This window comes from Nitrospirillum amazonense, from assembly GCF_007828045.1.
Lineage (GTDB): Bacteria > Pseudomonadota > Alphaproteobacteria > Azospirillales > Azospirillaceae > Nitrospirillum > Nitrospirillum amazonense_C.
Genome location: NZ_VITN01000006.1, coordinates 155,454 through 174,683 on the forward strand (window position 1 = coordinate 155,454; position 19,230 = coordinate 174,683).

The window sequence follows — 19,230 nt, forward strand, 5'->3', positions numbered from 1 at the left end:
GTGCAAATTTGCACCTTTTTGAGACCGTGAAGGTTTGCCTCCTTCATTAAAATGGCTCGGAACGTTGGAGCCCCGAGCCCTGGTTGTCGATTTCGGGGGTCAGGCGGCCTTGGCGTCCACCAGGAACTGTTCCACCAGGCCCCGCATCTTCTCGGCCTCCCGCGCCATCGAGGTCGCCGCGGTCAGCACGTCATGGGCGGAATGGCCCGTCTCATCCGCGGCCTGCGAGACGCCCTGGATGTTGTGGGTGACGCTGTCGGCGCCGGCGGCCGCCTGCTGCACGTTGCGGGCGATTTCCTGCGTCGCCGCACCCTGCTCCTCCACCGCCGAGGCGATGGTGGTGGCGATGCTGTTGATGTTCTCGATGGTGCCGGAGATGGCGCCGATGGCGGTCACCGCCTCGCGCGTCGCTTCCTGGACCTGGGCGATCTGGGTACTGATCTCCTCGGTGGCCTTGGAGGTCTGGTTGGCCAGGCTTTTCACCTCGCTGGCCACGACGGCGAAGCCCTTGCCCGCCTCACCGGCGCGTGCCGCCTCGATGGTGGCGTTCAGGGCCAGCAGGTTGGTCTGGCTGGCGATGTCGGTGATCAGCTTCACCACGTCGCCGATGCGTTGGGCGGTCTGCTCCAGGCCGGCCACGATGGTGCCGGTGTGGGTGGCCTGGCGCACGGCGTCGCCGGCGACCGTGGTCGATTGCGCCACCTGTCGGCTGATCTCCTGGATGGAGGAGCTGAGTTCCTCGGCGGCGGCGGCGACGGTCTGCACGTTGGCCGAGGCCTCGACGGCGCCGGCGGCCACGGTGGCGGACTGGCGGGTGGTCTGCTCGGCCGAGGCGGACAGCGAGCTGGCGGTGGCCTGCATCTGCGTCGCGGCGGAGGCGACGGCGCCGATGACGTCGCCGGCCCGCACGTCGAAGGTGCGGGTCAGGTTTTCCAGGGTGGCGGCACGGGCGACGCGGGCCGCCTGTTCCTTTTCCTGTTCGGCGCGCAGGCGTTCCGCCTCGCGGGCATTGTCACGGAAGACCAGGGCGGTCTTGGCGATGTCGCCCACTTCGTCGCCGCGCTCGGTGCCGAAGATCTCGATGGCCAGGCGGCCGTGGGCGAGGTCCTGCAGGTTGCGCACGATGTGGGTGATGGGGGCGATCAGGCCGCGGCGGGCGATCAGCATGCCGACGACGATGCCGATGGCGATGCCGACGACGGCGACCGCGACGATCATGATGGTCAGGTCGCGTGCGACGGTCTGGGCGTCCTGGGCGACGGCGGCGCCGTCCTCGTCCAAGGTCTCCTGCAACACCTTGATCTTGTTGCTGAGCGCGGTGGAGGCGGTGCGGGATTGCGCGACCTCGTCCAGGATTTCCTGGCGGGCGGCCTCGTTCTTCAGGTCCGCATGCTTGCGGCTGGCGGCCAGCGTGCCGTCGAATTCCGTCTTGTAGGCGGCGAAGGCGGTCCTGATTTCCGCCAGCATGGGGCGGTACTTGCCTTCCACCTGCTGGTCCAGCAGGGTCATGTTCTTGGTGAACTCGTCGATCCGGCCGGCGACGTTCTTGGCGACGTCCTCGGTGTCCTTGGGATCGGCGGCCATGCGGTATTCACCGCGGTTCATGTAAATCACGTTGGCGTTCAGCCGCGCCGCCTGGTGCAGGTTGGTCCCCATGACGTCCAGGCGGTGCGTCGCGACCGCCAGCTTCGACATGCCGATGTAGCCGGCGACGCCGATGGCGACGGCGGAAAGCGCCATGACGAGGATGACCAGGTTAATCTTTGTTAGGATTTTGGCGTTGGCCAACATGATTTCGGTCCTTTGGGCGGCGGGCTTTCCCGGCGTGATAACAGTGATTGGTTAATTGCCGGTAAAAATCACAAGACGGATTTCAAGGTCAACGCATAGCCCCCATTCATTATTGCTGGTCAGGCATAATTTAGATGTATTCCAGATCTCAAATTTAACGGTTATTGACCAATAAAGTGGAAATCGCAAACAACCAGCGGCAAAGTTTCCTGTGAACGTGTTGGTACTGATGGCGTGGCTCGTGGGCTTTGACATCGCGGGCGCCATGACATGGCTATTCGGCGAGAATTGATCGGTTATACCCGCCATGCGTTTGCGTGGGGCGGCCATCGGCGGGACATGTCCGAAATCACCTTGCGCCCCGCCGCCATGGACAGGGGGGGCGTCATTGCCTAAAGTCGCGGCTCCATTTCCGTAATCCAGTTCATGAAGGCGACGGGTTCCCGCGATGCGCTCCTCCCAGTTTTTCCTGCCCACCCTGAAGGAAACCCCGGCGGAGGCGCAGATCGCCTCGCACCGGCTGATGCTGCGCGCCGGCATGATCCGGCAGACCAGCGCCGGCATCTACGCCTGGTTGCCGCTGGGCTGGAAGGTCCTGCGCAAGATTTCGCAGATCGTGCGGGAGGAGCAGGACGCCGCCGGCGCCCAGGAACTGCTGATGCCCACCATCCAGTCGGCGGAGCTGTGGCGCCAGTCGGGCCGCTATGACGATTACGGCAAGGAGATGCTGCGCATCACCGACCGTCACGATCGCGAGCTGCTGTACGGCCCCACGAACGAGGAGATGATCACCGACATCTTCAAGACGTTCGTGCGCAGCTATAAGGACCTGCCGAAGAACCTGTACCACATCCAGTGGAAGTTCCGGGACGAGATCCGCCCCCGTTTCGGCGTCATGCGCGGCCGTGAGTTCCTGATGAAGGACAATTACTCCTTCGACTTGGACGCCGAGGGCGCCAAGCTGTCCTACCGCAAGATGTTCCTGGCCTATCTGCGCACCTTCGCCCGCATGGGGCTGAAGGCCATTCCCATGCGCGCCGACACCGGCCCCATCGGCGGCGACCTCAGCCATGAGTTCATCATCCTGGCCGAGACGGGCGAGAGCGGCGTGTTCTGCCACAAGGATTGGCTGAACCTGGACGTGCTGCAGAACCCGCCGGAGGCCGGCAGCGACCTTAAGGACTTCTTCGCCAAGTACACCAGCATCTATGCGGCGACGGACGAGAAGCACGATCCCGCCACCTGCGAGGTGCCGGAGGACCAGCTGGTCTCCGCCCGCGGCATCGAGGTCGGCCACATCTTCTATTTCGGCACCAAGTACTCCAAGCCCATGGGCGCCGTCGTGGCCGGCCCGGACGGGGAACCGGTGGCGGTGGAGATGGGCAGCTACGGCATCGGCGTGTCGCGCCTGATGGGCGCCATCATCGAATCCAGCCATGACGAGAACGGCATCATCTGGCCGGACGCCGTCGCGCCCTTCCAGGTCGGCCTGATCAACCTGAAGGCCGACGACGCGGCTTGCGCCAGCCTGTGCGAGGATCTCTATGCCAAGCTGAACGCCGCCGGCGTGGAGACGCTGTACGACGACCGCAACGAGCGGCCGGGCGCCAAGTTCGCCGACATGGACCTGATCGGCTTGCCCTGGCAGCTGACCGTGGGCCCGCGCGGCCTGAAGGCCGGCGTGGTGGAGCTGAAGCGCCGCGCCACCGGCGAGAAGCGCGAGCTGCCGGTCGAGGCGGCGCTGGCCGAGCTGATCAAGGCCTGACCAGGACAAGAAACGGGACGCCCGCTCCTGGCGCGCGTGGTAGGAGCGGGCGCCTTTTTTCCGCCCAGAATCACGCGCATCCCATCACGCGCATTGCCTCATCACTTCCCACCTCGACGGCCAGGCCTTCATGATCTTTTCCGCCTTTGAACGCATGGTCGCGATGCGCTACCTCCGGGCGCGCCGGCAAGAGGGGTTCATCTCCGTCATCGCCGGCTTTTCCCTGCTGGGCATCGGCCTGGGCGTGGCCACCCTCATCATCGTGATGTCGGTGATGAACGGCTTCCGCACCGAGTTGCTGGGCCGCGTGCTGGGCCTGTACAGCCATCTGGAAGTTCAGTCCCTGCTGGGCCCCATGCCGGAAAACGACGCGGTCACCCAGCGCCTGTTGACCGTGCCGGGTGTCACGACCGTCATGCCGACGGTGGAAGGGCAGGCCCTGATCACTCAGGACGGGACGGCCAGCGCCGCCTACGTCCACGGCATCACGCCGGAGGATTTCCGCCGCCGGCCCATCGTGTCCACCCACCTGGTCGAGGGCGCGGCCGAGGCCTTCGGCGCCGCCACCGGCGCCACGGGGGACGAGGCGAACCTGGGCGACGGCATCGCCATCGGCAGCCGCATGGCCAAGCGCCTGAACCTGCACGTCGGCGACCAGCTGCGCCTGGTGAGTCCGCGCTTCAATCAGACGGCCTTCGGCTCCATCCCCCGCGCGCGCACCTATCCCGTGGCCGCCATCTTCGACGTCGGCATGTACGACGTGGACAACAGCCTGATCTTCATGCCGCTGGCGGCGGCGCAGACCTTCTTCGGCGTGGCCAACGGCTACACCTCCATCGAGGTCTTTGTGCAGGACCCCACCCACATTGACCCCTACCTGGCCGCCGCCACCCGCGCGGCGGGGCAGGAGTACCGCGTCTATGACTGGCGCCAGCGCAGCGCCGCCTTCGTCAGCGCCATCGACGTGGAGCGCAACGTCATGTTCCTGATCCTGTCGCTGATCATCCTGGTGGCGGCGTTCAACGTCATCAGCAGCATGATCATGCTGGTGAAGGACAAGGGTCGGGACATCGCCATCCTGCGCACCATGGGCGCCAGCCGGGGCATGGTCCTGCGCATCTTCTTCCTGACGGGCGCCAGCATCGGGGTGGTCGGCACCGTCTTCGGCATGGTCCTGGGCGTGCTGTTCACCAAGAACATCGAGGCTATCCGCCAGTTCCTGCAGGCCATCATCGGCCGCGACCTGTTCAACGCCGAGATCTATTTCTTCACCCAGATCCCGGCCAAGCTGGACTGGATGGAGGTGACGCAGGTGGGCGTCATGGCGCTGTTCCTGTCCTTCGCCGCCACCGTCTACCCCTCCTGGCGGGCTGCCCGTCTCGATCCGGTGGAGGCCCTGCGCTATGAGTGACGTGTCCGTCATGGAAAAGCCCATCATCCCCGCCACCGGCGATACCGTGTTGGAACTGTCCGGTGTCGTGCGCCGCTTCCAGCAGGCGGGCGCGGTGCTGGAGGTGCTGCGCGGTGCCGCCTGTTCGGTGCGCCGGGGGGAGATCGTGGCCCTGGTGGGGCCCAGCGGTGCGGGCAAGTCCACCCTGCTGCACATCGCCGGGCTGCTGGAGCATGCCGACGGCGGCGTCATCCGCATCGACGGACGCGACGCCGCCACGCTGGACGATGCCGGCCGCACCGCCCTGCGAAGGGAGACCATCGGCTTCGTCTACCAGTTCCACCACCTGCTGCCGGAATTCAGCGCGGAGGAGAACATCATCCTGCCGCAGATGATCGCCGGCGTCTCCAAGGCCGCCGCGCGGGAACGGGCCCGGGAGCTGCTGGCCCAGGTGGGCCTGGCCGCGCGGGGCAGCCATCGCCCGGCCCGCCTGTCGGGTGGCGAGCAGCAGCGCGTGGCCATCGCCCGCGCCCTGGCCAACCGGCCCAGCCTGCTGATCGCGGATGAGCCCACGGGCAACCTGGACCACCACACCTCTGACGATGTGTTCGCCCTGCTGACCCGCCTGGTGCGGGGCAGCGGCACCGGCCCGGGCGGACGCAAGGACGGCTTCGGCGCCCTGGTCGCCACCCATAACCTGGACCTGGCGGCCCGCATGGACCGGGTTGTGGAACTGCGGGACGGCGTGCTGGTGGAGTCTTGAGCCAACTGACTCTGGACCTGCCGCCGGGCTTCGACCCCGATGCCGCCTGGCGCTATCACGGCCGCGACTGGTACCGCGACCGTGACGCCCCGGCGGAACGGGTGGCCGGCCCCGCGTTGACCAAGGCGCTGGAATTCGACGGCCGGGCCTACCTGCTGACCCTCACCGCGCCGGCCGGCGGCGGCCCCCTGGTGATGGGCATGGACAGCGACGATCCCGTGATCCTGGCCCGCGCCCAGCGGGTGGCCTTGCGCATGCTGGGCCTGACGCCGGCGTTGGCCGATGCCGCCGCCGGGCTGGAGGCGCGGGCGAGCCGTGATGCGACGACGGCGCGCCTGGTGGGAAACCGCTGGGGCTACCGCCCGCCCCTGGCGGCCACGGTGTTCGAGGCGCTGGCCTGGGCCATCATCGGCCAGCAGATCAACCTGACCTTCGCCGCCGACTTGCGCCGCCAGCTGATCCTGCTGGCCGGCCGGCCGCACCCCTCGGGCATGATCGCGCACCCGGCGGCGGCGGCGGTGGCGGTGCTGGATCCGGCGTTGCTGGCCGCCCGGCGCTTCTCCCGCTCCAAGGCGCGCTACCTGATCGACGCCGCGCAGGCGGCGGTGGACGGCCGGCTGGACCTGGCGGCGCTGGAGCGGCTGGACACCGACGCGAGCGGCGAGGCGGCGGCCGAGGCGGCGCTGCTGGCCCTGCGCGGCATCGGGCCGTGGACCACCAACTACGTCCTGATGCGCGGCTGCGGCCTGCCCGACCGGGTTCCGGTGGGCGACGCCGGCCTGACGGCCGCGCTGCAACGCTTCCACGCCATGGACCGCCGCCCCACGGCGGAGGAGCAGGCCACCCTGATGCGCCCCCACGCTCCCTGGCGCAGCCTGGCCACCGCCCATCTGTGGGCCAGCCTGGCCTGAGGCGCCGCGGCGGAATGGCGCAGGCCTTCCAATCCTCCGATTCGGTTCCTGACACCGCCAGGGGCCGCCTTGCCGACCGGGGCGCAATTCTGAGATAAGGAACCCACAACCTTATGGGACGGTCGGCATGCGATTCACCCTTTTAGGTGTCTTTCTGATGTCGGCCTTGGCGCTGGCTGCGCCGGCGGCATCGGCCGATCCTGCCGATTGCAAACTGGCGAAGGTGGCCGAACTGCCGCTGCGCCTGGAACACAACCAGGCGTTGGTGGAAACCACCATCAACGGCCAGCCGGTACGGGCGCTGTTGGACACCGGCGCCGACCTCACCACGGTATCGAAGTCTGGTGCGGAACGGCTTGGCCTGGAGCTTACCGGCAATGAGCGTGTGCACGGCATTGGCGGTGAGGTGCGGATGGGCATGGTGATGGTTTCAAAACTGGCGGCGGGCGACTGGTGGGCGGCCAATACCATCATTCACGTCGCGGAGCATGACGACCCGGCGGCGGGGGTCGAAATGATCCTGGGCCAGGACATCTTCGCCCAGTACGATATCGATCTGGACGTGGCCGACGGTGCCGTTCGCTTCTTCCAGCCCCGGGATTGCGCCGGCGTGCCGCTGGCCTATTGGGCCCAGACCTACGTCCAGGCGCCCCTGCGCGTCCTTAACGGGGGTGTGCGCCGTCACAACCAGGTGCGGGTGGCCATCAACGGCTATGAGACCTGGGCCTTGCTGGACACCGGCGCCATGGCCACCCAACTGTTTACCCGCACCGCGCACCGCGCCAATGTCAATGAGGACGGGGCCGGCATCACGCGGGGCCCCACCTTTCACGGCGTGGGCGGGAAGTCGGTGTCCACCTGGGTCGGCAGCTTCGACACATTCACCATCGGTGAGGAGACGATCCGGGGTGTCCGTTTGGATTTCGGCGACTTTTCCACCGGCTTCGACCCCGACGCCGCCGAGATGTTCGGCATGATGCTGGGCATGGATTTCATCAAGGCGCACCGCATCTACATCGCCAACAGCCAGGGCAAGATCTATTTCACCAACGTGTCCCGGCCCGTCTTCGCACCGCCGCAGCCGGCGGTCGCGAACTGAGGGGGCAGGGAATGCGGCTGGTCGCCTTGGCCACGGCCATTCTGACGGGTGTCCTGACCGTCCCGATGCCGAGTCCGGCGGCGGATGCGGCCCACTGTACCCTCGCCAAGGTGATGGAACTTCCCGTGCGCCTGGAGGGCGGACGGGTGGTGGCCGATGGCACAATCAACGGCAAGCCTATCCACATCATCCTCGACACCGGGTCCTACAAGACCCTGATTCCCCTGCCGGCCGCCCGCCGCCTGGACCTGGATCCCGAGCTGCTGGCCTCAGTAGGTCACGGCAAGGGTATCGGCGGGACGGCGGCCATGGGGTCGGTGCCGGTACGCTCGCTGACCATCGGCGACTGGCGGGCCGACGCCATGAATATGCAGATCCTGGACAAGGATTTGGGCCCGAACGCGGACCTCCTGCTGGGCCAGGACTTCTTCAGCCAGGCGGATCTGGAGCTGGACGTGGCTCATGGCATGGTCCGCATGCTGCGCCCGGAGAATTGCGAGGATGTGCCGCTGGCCTATTGGTCGGACCATTATGCCGAGGTGCCGATGCGCCTGCCTCAGGGGCGGCGCACCGGCAACGAATTGCGTGTCGCCCTGAACGGCTATGAGTTCTGGGCCAAGCTGGACACGGGCGCGCCCAGCAGCAGCGTCCAGGCCTGTGTCGCCCACTTGGCCGGGGTACACGAGACGGACCCCGGCGTTGTGGCGGGGGCCGACAGCCACGGCATCGGCAAGAAGGCCGTGCCCACCTGGGTCGGCACCTTCGACCGCTTGACCGTGGGCGACGAGGTGTTGCGCCCAGTCCGTCTGCGTGTGGGTGATTTCGGCGGCTGTGAGGATGTGCAGCGCGCGGAATTCCACGGCATGCTGCTGGGCCTGGATTTCATCCGCGCCCATCACATCTACCTGGCCAACGGCCGTGGCCGCGCCTACCTCACGCTGCTGGATGAACCGGGGGCGGCGAACCGGGCGCCCATCTTTACTCCCTTCGTGAAACAAGGCCCCGGTGATCCCTCTGGTGAGAGGGGTGTGTCGGAGGGAGGCTACTGAGATGGTTCGGCGGGGCGCCATGGCTCATTCATATCTTAGCGCCCGCACCGGCCGTTCGCGGGCGATGTGGGCCAGGTGGCCGGCCACGGTCGCCCAGGCCAGCGCCAGTGCCAGGGCGCTGGCGGCCAGGAACCAAAGCGGATCGATGTCCACGCGATAGGCGTAGCCCTGGAGCCAGCGCCGCAGGGCCCACCAGCTGACGGGCCAGGCGATCAGACAGGCCAGGCCGACAGGCTTGAAAAACTGCCACAGCAGCAAGCGCAGGATTTGCGGCAGTGTGGCGCCCATGATCTTGCGGATGCCGATCTCCTTGGTACGCCGTTCCGCCGTGAAGGCGGCCAGGCCGTAAAGGCCGAGGCAGGAGATGAAGATGGCAAGGCCGGAGAACAGGGCGAAGATTTCGCCCATCCGGCGCTCCTGGTCATACAGGTGTCGATACCGGTCGGACACGAACCAGCGACGGATGGGCGCGTCGGGGACCAGGGCGGCCCAGTCGCGGTCGAGGGCGGTCAGACCCTGGGCAGTCTCGCCGGCCCGCAGGCGCACCATCATGACGGAAAAGCCGTCACCGACATGGAAGATGGCGGGCGACACCGGTCGGTGGATGGACCGGAAGTGGAAATCCTCCACCACGCCGATGACGGTCCCCCGGATGGTCAGTCTGGACCCGACCGAGCCCACGGTCTTCAGCACCACCTGACCGATGGCGGCCTCCGGGCTGGTGAAGCCAAGGCGGCGGACGCCGGAGCGGTTCAGCACCACGGCGGCCGGCAGTTCCACATCGGTCACGCCGGGCGGGGGCGGCTCACCGGCCAGCATCCACGCCGGCCGGTGCACCTTGTCGGACGGCCGGCCTGGGTCAAAGGCGCGGCCGGCGATCAGACGCAAGCCCATGGTCTGGATGTAGCCGAAGCTGACCCCTTCGCCGCGCATTGTGACCGGGGCGGCATCCCCGGGCCGGCGCACCAGCTCATCTTCCCCCTCGTCTGGATCGCCCAGGGCGATGGTGCTGGCCGCCACGTCGGCGATGGCGGGTTCGCGCCGCAGCATGTCCATGAAGGCCGGCCATTTGCCCGGCGCGCCCAGCGTCTGGCCCAGTGACACCATGACCATGTCGTCGCGCTGGAAGCCCAGGGCCTTGTGCTGGGCGTAGAGGTATTGGCTGTGCACCACCGCCGCCGTGACCAGCAGGCCGATGGACACGGCGAATTGGAACACCACCAGCAGGGCGCGCAGCCGCCCGGCGCCGGTGGCACCCGACGCACCCTTCAGCGCCGTGGCCGGGGCGACGCCGGACAGGACGAAGGCGGGATAGGCGCCGCTGGCCGCACCTGTGACAAGCCCGATGCCCACCAGCAGGCTCGCCAGGGCCGGGTCGCGGTAGTCCAACACCAGTGAGACACCCACCAGGCTTGAATAGACGGGCAGGGACATCTCCACCAGGGCGATGGCCGGCACCATGCCCATGAGGGTCAGCAGCAAGGCCTCCGTCATGAATTGGGTCATCAGGCGCCGCCGGCTGGCGCCCACCGTTTTGCGCACCCCCACTTTCCGTGCGTGCAGGGAGGCGCGGGCGGTGGCCATGTTGGTGAAGTTGATGACGGCGACTGCCAGGATCAGCACCGCCACCAGGGACAGCAGCGACAGGGTATCCGCGTCCGTGCCCGGCTTGGCGTCGTCCTCGATGGGGTCGGTGTGGATGGCGCGCAGCGCCCGTAGTTGGGGCGCGTACAAGTCCGCCAGGCGTAGGGGGCCCTGCGGCGTTTGGGCGTCCGGGGCGGTGCGGCGGTACCATTCGGCCAAGTCGCGGGCCACGCCGGCGGCGGGAACGCCCGGCGCCAGTCGGATGTAGGTGCGCCAGTCCAGCTCGAACCAGTCGCCGTCCGGCTCCGGCTGGGACAGGATGACCGAATGGGTGGGCACCATCATCGCGTAGGGGCCGAAGTGGGTATTCTCCGGCAGGTCGGCGACGACGGCGCTGACCGTCAGGTCATGGCTGTTGACCACCAGGATCTGGCCGACGGCGGGGCGGTCGCCGAAATAGCGGTGGGCGCTGTCCCGCGTCAGCACGACGGACGCGGGGTCGGCCAGTGCCGTGCGCGCGTCGCCAGCCAGCATCGCGCGCTGGAACATTTCCAGGAAATTGGGATCGGCCACGCCGATGATCTCCTGAAACAGGCGGTCGCCCTGACGCACCGCCACCCGTTCGCCGGTAATGCGCGTTACCGCCTCCACCTGGGCGTGACCCTGGGCGAAGGCTGGGCCCAGGGCGCGGCCGGTCTTGGCGATGCGCCGTGGCGCCTGGCCCAGGTCATGGACCTCGGTGTCGATCTGGTAGAGGCGGTCGGCGTTGGCGAAGAAGGCGTCGTAGGACAGCTCATGCCGCACGAACAGCAGGATCAGGATGGCCGCCGCCAGCCCCGTGCCCAGTCCCAGCACGTTCAGGGCCGCGTACAATTTGTGCCGGGCCAGGACCCGCAAGGCCATAGTCAGATAGTGCCTCACCAACCACCCCTTCGGCATCGCGGCGTGCCGGTTGTTTCGGTTTCCTGTTTTGCACGCATGCTACGCAATAAGCGGGCCGCGTATAAGTTCTTGTTTACGAAGGATGTCATCGGTAGTTGGCGGTGTGCGCGCGCGGACACTGTACGGAAACGGACGCCACTGTCGCCCGCGACGTTGCACCCCTTGGCGGTGGCGGGGTCGTCGTGGCAGGGTGGGGTGGTGAAGGAATGGTTGGCGGTGCGAAATGGGGATGATGTCGGTGGACGCGGGCCGGTGGCACCAGGTGATGACGGTGGTGCGGGTCGCCAGCGGCAACTTCCTGGAAATGTACGACTTCATGGTGTTCGGCTATTTCGCCGGCGCCATCAGCCGGGCCTACTTTCCCAAGGGCAGTGACACCGCCGGCTTGCTGCTGACCTTCGCCACCTTCGGCGCCGGCTTCCTCATGCGGCCCATCGGGGCCCTGGCGCTGGGCGCCTATATCGACCGCAAGGGGCGGCGCGACGGCCTGTTGCTGACCCTGGGCCTGATGTCGGTGGGCACCATCACTATCGCGCTCATGCCGGGCTACGCCACCATCGGCCTGTTGTCGCCCCTGCTGGTGCTGCTGGGCCGTCTGGTGCAGGGCCTGTTGGCGGGGGTGGAACTGGGCGGCGTTTCCGTCTACCTGTCGGAGATCGCGACGCCGGGCCACAAGGGTTTCTACGTCAGCTGGCAGTCGGCCAGCCAGCAGGTGGCGGTCATGGTGGCGGCGCTGATCGGCGTGGCGCTGACCTTCTACCTTCCACCCGACACCATGCAGGCCTGGGGCTGGCGCATCCCCCTGGTGGTGGGCTGCCTGATCGTGCCCTTTCTGTTCCATATCCGCCGGTCCCTGACCGAGACGGAGGTCTTCCTGGCGCGCAAGCACCGGCCCACGGTGGGGGAAATCCTGGCCTCCCTGGCGGCCAACTGGGGGGTGGTGCTGACGGGTGTGGGCCTGGTGCTGATGACCACCGTGTCCTTCTATTTCATCACCGCCTACACTCCCACCTTCGGCCGCGACGCCCTGCACCTCAGCGACATGGACGCCCTGCTGGTGACCTTGGCCGTGGGCGCCAGCAACCTGTTGTGGCTGCCCCTGTCCGGCGCGCTGTCCGACCGCATCGGGCGTCGGCCCATCCTGGTGGCCTGCACCGTGCTGGCGCTGGCCACCGCCTATCCAGCCTTGAGTTGGCTGGCCGACGCGCCCAGCTTCGGCCGCCTGCTGGGGGTGGAGCTGTGGCTGTCCTTCCTCTACGCCTGCTACAACGGCGCCATGGTGGTCTACCTGACCGAAATCGTGCCCGCGGCCGTGCGCACGGCGGGCTTTTCGCTCGCCTACAGCCTGGCCACGGCGGCCGGCGGCTTCACCCCCTTCGTCAGCACCTACCTGGTGAAGCACGGCGGCAACGCCGCCATGCCGGGCCTGTGGCTGTCGGCGGCGGCGTTCTGCGGCTTGGTCGCCGTGCCGGTCAGCGCGCGCTTCGCCAAGCGGCATGCGGAGGGGTGAGTGGGGAGGGCGGTTTGCCGGGCAAACGGTGGCCGGGAAACCACTCAAGCCGCTTCCAGGATGGTCATCTCAATGCGCAGGCCGGCGGCGCTGGCCATGGTCACCAAGGCGTCCAATCCGAAGAGGTCGATCTTGCCCCGCACCAAATCGGAGATGCGGGGCTGCGTCACGCCGAAGGCCTTTGCGGCTTCCGCCTGGGTCAGGCCCTGGCGGGTGATGTAGTCCTTCAAGGTCATCGCCAGTTTCGAGCGGAGCTTCATGTTCTCAGCTTCGGCAGGCGTGTCCTCCAAGGCGTCCCAGACGCTGGAGAAGCGCTCGTCGGTCATGTGCGTTTGCCTTTCCGTTCGTCAGCCTTGTGGCGTTTGAGCCGATCAACGAGGGTATTGTAGCGGTCCCTCGCTATTGCGACGTCCGCCGGATCCGTCTTCTGGGATTTTTTCTGGAAACAATGCAGCACGTAAATGGCGTCTTCGAACTTCGTCACGTAAAGCACGCGGAAGATGCCGGCCGGGTCGTTGATCCTGATTTCCTGAACGCCGGGGCCGACCGTTTTCATCGGCTTCCAATCATCTGGCAATCTTCCATGCTGAAGACTGTCGATCTGGTGACCCGCCTCCCTTTTTGCGGCCAAAGGGAAGCTCCGTAGCGCCTCCAGGGAATCTCCCAGGAACTCCACATCTTTCGGGGTGCTTGGTTGACGGGTCCCAACGTCTCTCATGGATGTGTTTATATAGAATCTTGTATATCGCGGCAAGGGGAGGCCCGGCCGCCGCCACCGAAGGCTACCGCCCCCGCGCCAGCCACACGGTGTGCCGGCCGCAGTCCGGGTCCTCGGCGCGATAGTCCACGACGTCGAAGCCGTGCGCATCCAGCAGGGCGCGGTATTCGGCCGGGTCCAGGCTGGCGTGGTACAGCGGTTCGCCGGCATAGCGGCCCATGGCCACGCCGTGGCGGGGGCCGCTGGTGAACATCAGGGCTGCACCGGGCAGGGCGTGTCCTTGGAAGGTGGCGAACAGGGCCCGCTGGTCGTCGAAGTCCAGGTGGAAGAAGCTGTTCCAGGCCAGGATGCCGGCGTAGCGCTGGCCCAGATCCAGCCCGCGCATGTCGGCCAGCCGCCAGTCCTGGTCCGGCATGCGGTCGCGGGCCAGGTCCAGCAGGGCGGGCGCGGCGTCCACGCCGGTGACGGCGCGGCCCCGGGCCACCAAGTAGCTGGCCATGGGATCACCCCCGCCGCAGCCCAGGTCCAATATCGGTCCGGGCGGCGCCAGGGCCAGGAAACGGTCCAGCCAGGGGCCCTCCATGTCGGGGCGGTGCCGCTGGCTGGCCTGGCGGTCGGCCTCCCACGCCAGGCCGTGGCGCCGGTACAGGTCGATGATGCGGTCGGCGTCGCTCATGATCTCGTTCCGGGAAACGGGGTAGCGTTTATTGGGTACGTCGGCCGGGCAGGGGTGCGGTTCCGTGCGGCGACGCTGGATATCCTGAAGGTAGAGCTGCAATAAATTAACAGAATATCGACTCTGGGTTGTGGTCTGCTGGTCAGGATCAGACGCCCCGAAGAGGGCGCCGTTTGGCGGTGGAGGCCCCCCATGTCGATTTCGCCCTACACCCTGTATCTCGACCAGTCAGCCCACCTGGACTGGGACTGGCTTTACACCTTCGAACAGAACTTCTGGTACTACAAGTATGGGCAGGGGGTGAAAGCCATCCTGGACCAAGCCATCGCCAATGTGTCCGCCCCCACGGTCGATGACGTCACCTATTATTACACCATCTGCGAAATGGGGTATTTCAAGCGCTACATCGACGTTTCGCCGGACCAGGTCAGCGCGCTGCAGCAGGTGCTGGAGAGCGGCGACACCTTCCAGGTACTGGGCGGCGGCATCACCTCGCCGGATTGCCTGGTCTGCGCGGGGGAAGCCTTTCTGCGCAACTACCTGATGGGCCATGTGTGGCTGTCACAGGCGCTTCCCTTCATCACGCCCAAGCCGCACTGCTGGATCCCGGACGATTTCGGTCAGGATCCGGAACTGCCGGTGCTGACCCAGGCGCTGGGCTTCACCGGTATCGGTTTCTCCCGCCTGCCGGGAAGCAACAGCACCTGCCCGGTGCCCGACCCGACCCAGTCGCCCGCCGGCCAGGACTGGCCGGCCACCCATTTCGACTTCACCTGGCAGGCCTCGGACGGATCGACCGCCATCACGCATTGGATGCCCGACAGTTACGCCTTCGGCAACCAATTGGGCAGTCCCGCCCAGGCCACCCAAATCTCGCTGTTCACCAACGCCTATTTGCCGACCCAGGACAGCGACCCGGTCCAGTACGGTGCGGCGGCCACCCCTTATCTCTACATCCCCATCGACAACGATTTCAGCATGCCGCTGACGGGGCTGCAGGCGGCCGTCACCCAGTGGAACGACAACCAGGTGTTCGGCGGCGGCGCCCAGGCGACCAACACGCAGGTGACGCTGGGCACGTTCGATACCTTCATCACCCAGCTGCGGCAGAACCAGGACAGCTATCCTCTGCCGCTGTTGGCGCCCTACAACGGCACACCGTATTGGACCGGCTATTACGCCAGCCGCATGGCGCTGAAGACGCTGCACAACCGGGCACTGCGCGCGCTGGTGGCGGCCGAGGTGTTCGGGCTGCTGACCCGGCCCAACGACACCACCTACAACAACGCCCTGCCCACCGGTTTCTGGGACGATGTGGCGGCGGCCTGGATGGCCTTCCTGCCCAGCACGCATCATGACTATGTCTGCGGCACGGCCAACGACGCCGTCTACGCCACCGAACAGCTGCCCCTGCTGCGCGGCGTGGCGGGGACCGCCGCCGGCCTGCGCGCCACGGCCCTGAACGCCCTGGCCTCGATGATGGCGCCCAGTGACGAGACCTATCCTGTGCTGGTGGCCAATTCCCTGGGTTTCGCCCGCACGGGCCTGGTCGCCATATCCGACGTGGCCGTGCCCGGCCTGGACCAGGTCACCTTCGACGGCATGCAGGGCGCGGCCCAGATCTCCTCGGAGGGGGAGATGTTGTTCATCGCCACGGTCGACAGCCTGGGCTATGACGCCAGCGGCAGCCTGTCCGCCGCCGTCTCCAGCGGGGCTGGGACGAAGGGCACGCCCCCCGTCAGCATCACACCGGCCACCAGCGGCGGCGGTTACGTGCTGCAGAACGACTATCTGATCGCCACCATTTCGCCCGCCGCCAACTGGGGTGTGGAATCGCTGGTCGACCAGTCGACCAGCACTGACATTCTGTCCGGCACGGGCAACGACATCGCCTTTTACGCCGACGGCGGCGGCCTCTACCAATTCGGCAACGAATATGTGGACGGCGACTATCCTTTCCACATCGACACCGGCGTCACGGTCGCCACCTCCGGCCCATGCCTGGGCGCCGTGATATTGGAGACGGGGCCCGTGCGGGTGCGGCTGCGCACGGTCGTGGCCTACACGGTCAACGGCGCCACGGTGCGCTATAGCCGTGATTATGAACTGGTGGCCGGGGAACCCTTCCTGCGCATGGTCACCACGGGGCCGGCGCCCTCCCTTTATTCCGTCATGACCCGCTTCCCCCTGTCGGCGGCGGTGACCGGCCTAGTGCATGGCACACCCTATCATTGGACCAGCCAGCAGCCGCTGCAGAACGGCAAGGGCCAGCCCTTCTGGGGACCGCCCACCTTCCAGGCCACCCATAACTTCGTGCTGCCCCAGGACCAGGGCGGCGCCACCCTGGCGGCCCTCTACCATGGAGGCATTCCGGCCTGGGCCTATGACGCGGACGGCGCGCTGATCGGCTGCCTGATGCGCAACACGCCCACCAGCGGCGGCCACGGCGCGGACGGGACGGACACCGCCGTCCACACCCAGGCCTATGCGCTGCGAGTGCCCAGTGGTTTGGGCACGCCGGACAGCGGCGCGCCCTTGCAGGAGGCGCTGTCGTACAACACGCCGCTGCAGGGCGCCCTGCTGCCCAGCAAGACCGGGGTCACCAAGGGCCTGCCCAGCCGGGACAGCGTCGCCACTGTCACCACCGGCACCGCCATCCTGACCGCCGCCAAACCCGGCAGCTTCGCCGCCAATTCGGACAGCGTCGTGCTGCGGCTCTACACACCCGCCAACCAGTCGCAGGACGTCGCCCTGGCGCTGGGTGCCGGCCTGGCGCCGTCGCAGGCGGTGGCGGTCACGGCGGCGGAGGGGCCATGGACGGGCCCCGACCAGGGGGTGATCCTCAGCGGGGGGACCGTCACCCTGACGATGACCAACGCCCTGGCCACCCTGCAGCTCACCTGAGGCCGCCGGTTCCCCGGGTGGGACACCTCACCCCACCGGCAGCAGCAGCTGGGCCTTCAGGCCCGGGCCGTTGTCGCTCAGCACCAGGGTGCCGCCGTGGCGCTGGGCCACCGCGTCCACCAGGCTGAGGCCCAGGCCGCTGCCGGGGCGGGCTTGGTCGCGGTCCAGGCGGAAGAAGCGCTCGCGCACCCGCTCGCGGTCCTCCGCCGGGATGCCGGGGCCGTTGTCGGCCACGGTCACCTTCACGCGGAATGGGCCATCGGCGGTGACGGTCAGGCTGACATGGCCACCCTCGGGCGTATATTTCAGGGCGTTGTCCAGCAGGTTGGCCAGCGCCTGGCCCAGCAGCTGGCGGTTGCCCTGGACCGTGGCGGCCGGGCCGGTCGCCTCCACGGCCATGGTGAAGGTGATGCCCTGGTCCTCCGCCACCGCGTCGTACAGCTCGCCGGTGCTGAGCGCCAGGGTGTCCAGCGGCACGGGGGCGATGGGCAGGTTGCCGCCCGACTCCACCTCGGCGATGGCCAGCAGGGCGCGGAAGGTGGCCAGCAGATGGTCCACCTCCTCGATCGCGGCCTCCAGCACCTCGCGCGGGTTCTCCACCGTGTCGTGCATCAGGGCCAGTTCCAGGCGCGTGCGCAGGCGGGTGAGGGGGGTGCGCAGGTCGTGGGCGATGCCTTGGCTGACATGGCGGATGCCGGCCACCAGCGCTTCGATGCGGTCCAGCATGGCGTTCAGGGTGTGGGCCAACTGGTCGAACTCGTCGCCGCTGCCCGTCAGGGGCACGCGGCTGACCAGCATACCCTCGCGGATGGCCTCCGCCGTGCGGGTCACGCCGTCCAGGCGGCGCAGCCAGACGCGGCTCATGGCCAGGCCGCCCATCAGGCCCAGCACCAGGGCCAGGCCCATGCTCCAGCCGATGACGCGCTCCAGCCGCTCGCGCAGCACCCGCACCTCGCCCAGGTCGCGGCCCACCAGCACGCGATAGCCGCCAGGCAGGACCGCGATCAGGGCGCGCACGTCGCCGGGCCGCACCTGGCCGGTGCTGGGATCCTTCACCGGCAGGTTGGCCCATCCGGCCTCATCCACGCCCTTGGGCCAGAACTGGTTGCCGGCCAGGGTGGCGCCCGAGCCCGCCGACAGGATGTAGATGGAGGAGGCGTTGCCCATGCCGCGTTCGTTCACCGCCTCCGCCAGGCTGGCCATGCCGCCGGTGCGGTAGCGGTCGGCCAGGGCCTGCATGTCCTCGCGGATGCCGGTGTCGGCCTGGCCCGCCAGGAAGCCCGCCGTTGACCAATAGATCAGCCACAGCACCAGCAGGACGGAGCCGATGAACAGCCCGAGATAAATCAGGGCGAAGCGGAAGGTGGTGGTGCGCAGCAGCCGGCCCAGATGGCGGTGCCGGTCGGACGGCAGGTCGCCGCCCGCCGCCTTTGACGCCGGGCGTTTCAGGGACGTAAGCAATACCCGGCCCCCCGCACGGTCTGGATCAGGGGCTGGTCGAAGCCCTTGTCCACCTTCTGGCGCAGGCGCGCGATGTGCACGTCGATGACGTTGGTCTGCGGGTCGAAGTGATAGTCCCACACCTGCTCCAGCAGCATGGTGCGCGTCACCACGCTGCCGGCGTTGCGCATCAGGCATTCCAGCAGCTGGAACTCGCGCGGCAGCAGGTCGATGACCTTGCCGTCCCGCTTCACCGTGCGGGCCAGCAAATCCATCTCCAGGTCGCTGACCACCAGCTTGGTGGCCTGGGCTTGCGGTGCCGCCCGGCGGCGGCCCAGGCTTTCCAGCCGGGCCAGCAGCTCGGAAAAGGCGTAGGGCTTGGTCAGGTAGTCGTCACCCCCCGCGCGCAGGCCGGTCACCCGGTCCTCCACGCTGCCAAGGGCGCTCAGCACCAGCACGGGCGTGTCGTTGCCGGCGGCGCGCAGCAGGCTGACCAGGGACAGCCCGTCGCGGCCGGGCAGCATGCGGTCCACCACCAGGGCGTCGTAATGTTCCGCCCCCGCCAGGTACAGCCCCTGCGTGCCATCGGGCGCATGGTCCACGGCGTGCCCCGCCTCCTTCAGGCCTTTCAGCATGTACGCGGCGGCCTGGGCGTCGTCCTCGATGACTAGGATCTTCATTGGGCGGG

Annotated in this window: 15 protein-coding genes; 8 read left to right on the forward strand and 7 right to left on the reverse strand. The window is 67.7% G+C overall.

Features of this window, described 5'->3' with window-relative positions; translation table 11 throughout:
• Positions 1-99: 99 nt before the first annotated feature.
• On the reverse strand, positions 100-1,791 hold the full coding sequence (locus FBZ89_RS12265) for a methyl-accepting chemotaxis protein (protein WP_145750260.1): 1,692 nt from the start codon (positions 1,789-1,791) through the stop codon (positions 100-102).
• A gap of 448 nt (positions 1,792-2,239) precedes the next feature.
• Between FBZ89_RS12265 and proS the strand changes: the two genes are divergently transcribed.
• The 6 genes from proS to FBZ89_RS12295 all read left to right on the forward strand — a co-directional run bounded on the left by proS (position 2,240) and on the right by FBZ89_RS12295 (position 8,768).
• A complete protein-coding gene (gene proS / locus FBZ89_RS12270) occupies positions 2,240-3,556 on the forward strand; it encodes a proline--tRNA ligase (protein ID WP_145750261.1) in 1,317 nt (438 codons plus the stop codon).
• A 130-nt stretch (positions 3,557-3,686) separates the two neighbouring features.
• Entirely contained in the window at positions 3,687-4,967 is a 1,281-nt protein-coding gene (locus FBZ89_RS12275; protein ID WP_145750262.1) for a lipoprotein-releasing ABC transporter permease subunit, read from the forward strand.
• Positions 4,960-5,709, forward strand: a complete 750-nt coding sequence (locus FBZ89_RS12280; protein WP_246172146.1) for an ABC transporter ATP-binding protein — start codon at positions 4,960-4,962, stop codon at positions 5,707-5,709. Before FBZ89_RS12275 ends, FBZ89_RS12280 begins: the two co-directional genes overlap by 8 nt.
• Positions 5,706-6,620 (forward strand): DNA-3-methyladenine glycosylase family protein, encoded by a 915-nt coding sequence (locus FBZ89_RS12285; protein WP_145750263.1) that lies wholly within the window; start codon positions 5,706-5,708, stop codon positions 6,618-6,620. The genes FBZ89_RS12280 and FBZ89_RS12285 overlap by 4 nt, the downstream gene beginning before the upstream one ends.
• Before the next feature lie 127 nt (positions 6,621-6,747).
• Positions 6,748-7,719: an aspartyl protease family protein gene (locus tag FBZ89_RS12290; RefSeq protein ID WP_145750264.1), complete on the forward strand. Its 972-nt coding sequence runs from the start codon at positions 6,748-6,750 to the stop codon at positions 7,717-7,719.
• 11 nt (positions 7,720-7,730) lie between these two features.
• Positions 7,731-8,768, forward strand: coding sequence for an aspartyl protease family protein (locus FBZ89_RS12295; protein WP_145750265.1), 1,038 nt, complete (start codon positions 7,731-7,733; stop codon positions 8,766-8,768).
• A 24-nt stretch (positions 8,769-8,792) separates the two neighbouring features.
• On the opposite strand, the gene FBZ89_RS12300 is transcribed toward FBZ89_RS12295, so the two are convergent.
• Positions 8,793-11,255 (reverse strand): ABC transporter permease, encoded by a 2,463-nt coding sequence (locus tag FBZ89_RS12300; protein WP_186457319.1) that lies wholly within the window; start codon positions 11,253-11,255, stop codon positions 8,793-8,795.
• 262 nt (positions 11,256-11,517) lie between these two features.
• On the opposite strand from FBZ89_RS12300, the gene tcuC reads away from it, so the two are divergent.
• Entirely contained in the window at positions 11,518-12,804 is a 1,287-nt protein-coding gene (gene tcuC / locus FBZ89_RS12305; protein ID WP_145750267.1) for an MFS transporter, read from the forward strand.
• A gap of 44 nt (positions 12,805-12,848) precedes the next feature.
• Here tcuC and FBZ89_RS12310 read toward each other — a convergent pair whose 3' ends face one another.
• From FBZ89_RS12310 to FBZ89_RS12320, 3 genes are all read right to left on the reverse strand, one after another.
• On the reverse strand, positions 12,849-13,130 hold the full coding sequence (locus FBZ89_RS12310) for a helix-turn-helix domain-containing protein (RefSeq protein WP_145750268.1): 282 nt from the start codon (positions 13,128-13,130) through the stop codon (positions 12,849-12,851).
• Complete coding sequence (locus tag FBZ89_RS12315) at positions 13,127-13,522, reverse strand: type II toxin-antitoxin system RelE/ParE family toxin (RefSeq protein ID WP_145750269.1); 396 nt, start codon at positions 13,520-13,522, stop codon at positions 13,127-13,129. Before FBZ89_RS12315 ends, FBZ89_RS12310 begins: the two co-directional genes overlap by 4 nt.
• Positions 13,523-13,586: 64 nt before the next feature.
• Positions 13,587-14,198, reverse strand: coding sequence for a class I SAM-dependent methyltransferase (locus FBZ89_RS12320; protein ID WP_246172147.1), 612 nt, complete (start codon positions 14,196-14,198; stop codon positions 13,587-13,589).
• Positions 14,199-14,390: 192 nt separating this feature from the next.
• Between FBZ89_RS12320 and FBZ89_RS12325 the strand changes: the two genes are divergently transcribed.
• On the forward strand, positions 14,391-17,102 hold the full coding sequence (locus tag FBZ89_RS12325) for a glycoside hydrolase family 38 N-terminal domain-containing protein (protein ID WP_145750270.1): 2,712 nt from the start codon (positions 14,391-14,393) through the stop codon (positions 17,100-17,102).
• A gap of 27 nt (positions 17,103-17,129) precedes the next feature.
• Here FBZ89_RS12325 and FBZ89_RS12330 read toward each other — a convergent pair whose 3' ends face one another.
• Together FBZ89_RS12330 and FBZ89_RS12335 are read right to left on the reverse strand one after the other, a co-directional pair.
• The gene (locus FBZ89_RS12330; protein WP_246172148.1) at positions 17,130-18,563 is read right to left on the reverse strand and encodes a sensor histidine kinase; all 1,434 of its coding nucleotides are present in this window, start codon (positions 18,561-18,563) and stop codon (positions 17,130-17,132) included.
• On the reverse strand, positions 18,548-19,222 hold the full coding sequence (locus FBZ89_RS12335) for a response regulator transcription factor (RefSeq protein ID WP_145750271.1): 675 nt from the start codon (positions 19,220-19,222) through the stop codon (positions 18,548-18,550). Before FBZ89_RS12335 ends, FBZ89_RS12330 begins: the two co-directional genes overlap by 16 nt.
• Positions 19,223-19,230: the final 8 nt, after the last annotated feature.

Bases quoted from the DNA above. Each gene is read 5' to 3' on its own strand.
- FBZ89_RS12280 (WP_246172146.1), top strand. From the start codon at position 4,960: ATGAGTGACGTGTCCGTCATGGAAAAGCCCATCATCCCCGCCACCGGC.
- FBZ89_RS12315 (WP_145750269.1), bottom strand. From the start codon at position 13,522: ATGAGAGACGTTGGGACCCGTCAACCAAGCACCCCGAAAGATGTGGAG.
- FBZ89_RS12325 (WP_145750270.1), top strand. From the start codon at position 14,391: ATGTCGATTTCGCCCTACACCCTGTATCTCGACCAGTCAGCCCACCTG.
- proS (WP_145750261.1), top strand. From the start codon at position 2,240: ATGCGCTCCTCCCAGTTTTTCCTGCCCACCCTGAAGGAAACCCCGGCG.
- FBZ89_RS12300 (WP_186457319.1), bottom strand. From the start codon at position 11,255: ATGGCCTTGCGGGTCCTGGCCCGGCACAAATTGTACGCGGCCCTGAAC.
- FBZ89_RS12335 (WP_145750271.1), bottom strand. From the start codon at position 19,222: ATGAAGATCCTAGTCATCGAGGACGACGCCCAGGCCGCCGCGTACATG.
- FBZ89_RS12290 (WP_145750264.1), top strand. From the start codon at position 6,748: ATGCGATTCACCCTTTTAGGTGTCTTTCTGATGTCGGCCTTGGCGCTG.
- FBZ89_RS12275 (WP_145750262.1), top strand. From the start codon at position 3,687: ATGATCTTTTCCGCCTTTGAACGCATGGTCGCGATGCGCTACCTCCGG.
- FBZ89_RS12310 (WP_145750268.1), bottom strand. From the start codon at position 13,130: ATGACCGACGAGCGCTTCTCCAGCGTCTGGGACGCCTTGGAGGACACG.
- FBZ89_RS12295 (WP_145750265.1), top strand. From the start codon at position 7,731: ATGCGGCTGGTCGCCTTGGCCACGGCCATTCTGACGGGTGTCCTGACC.
- FBZ89_RS12265 (WP_145750260.1), bottom strand. From the start codon at position 1,791: ATGTTGGCCAACGCCAAAATCCTAACAAAGATTAACCTGGTCATCCTC.
- FBZ89_RS12320 (WP_246172147.1), bottom strand. From the start codon at position 14,198: ATGAGCGACGCCGACCGCATCATCGACCTGTACCGGCGCCACGGCCTG.
- tcuC (WP_145750267.1), top strand. From the start codon at position 11,518: ATGGGGATGATGTCGGTGGACGCGGGCCGGTGGCACCAGGTGATGACG.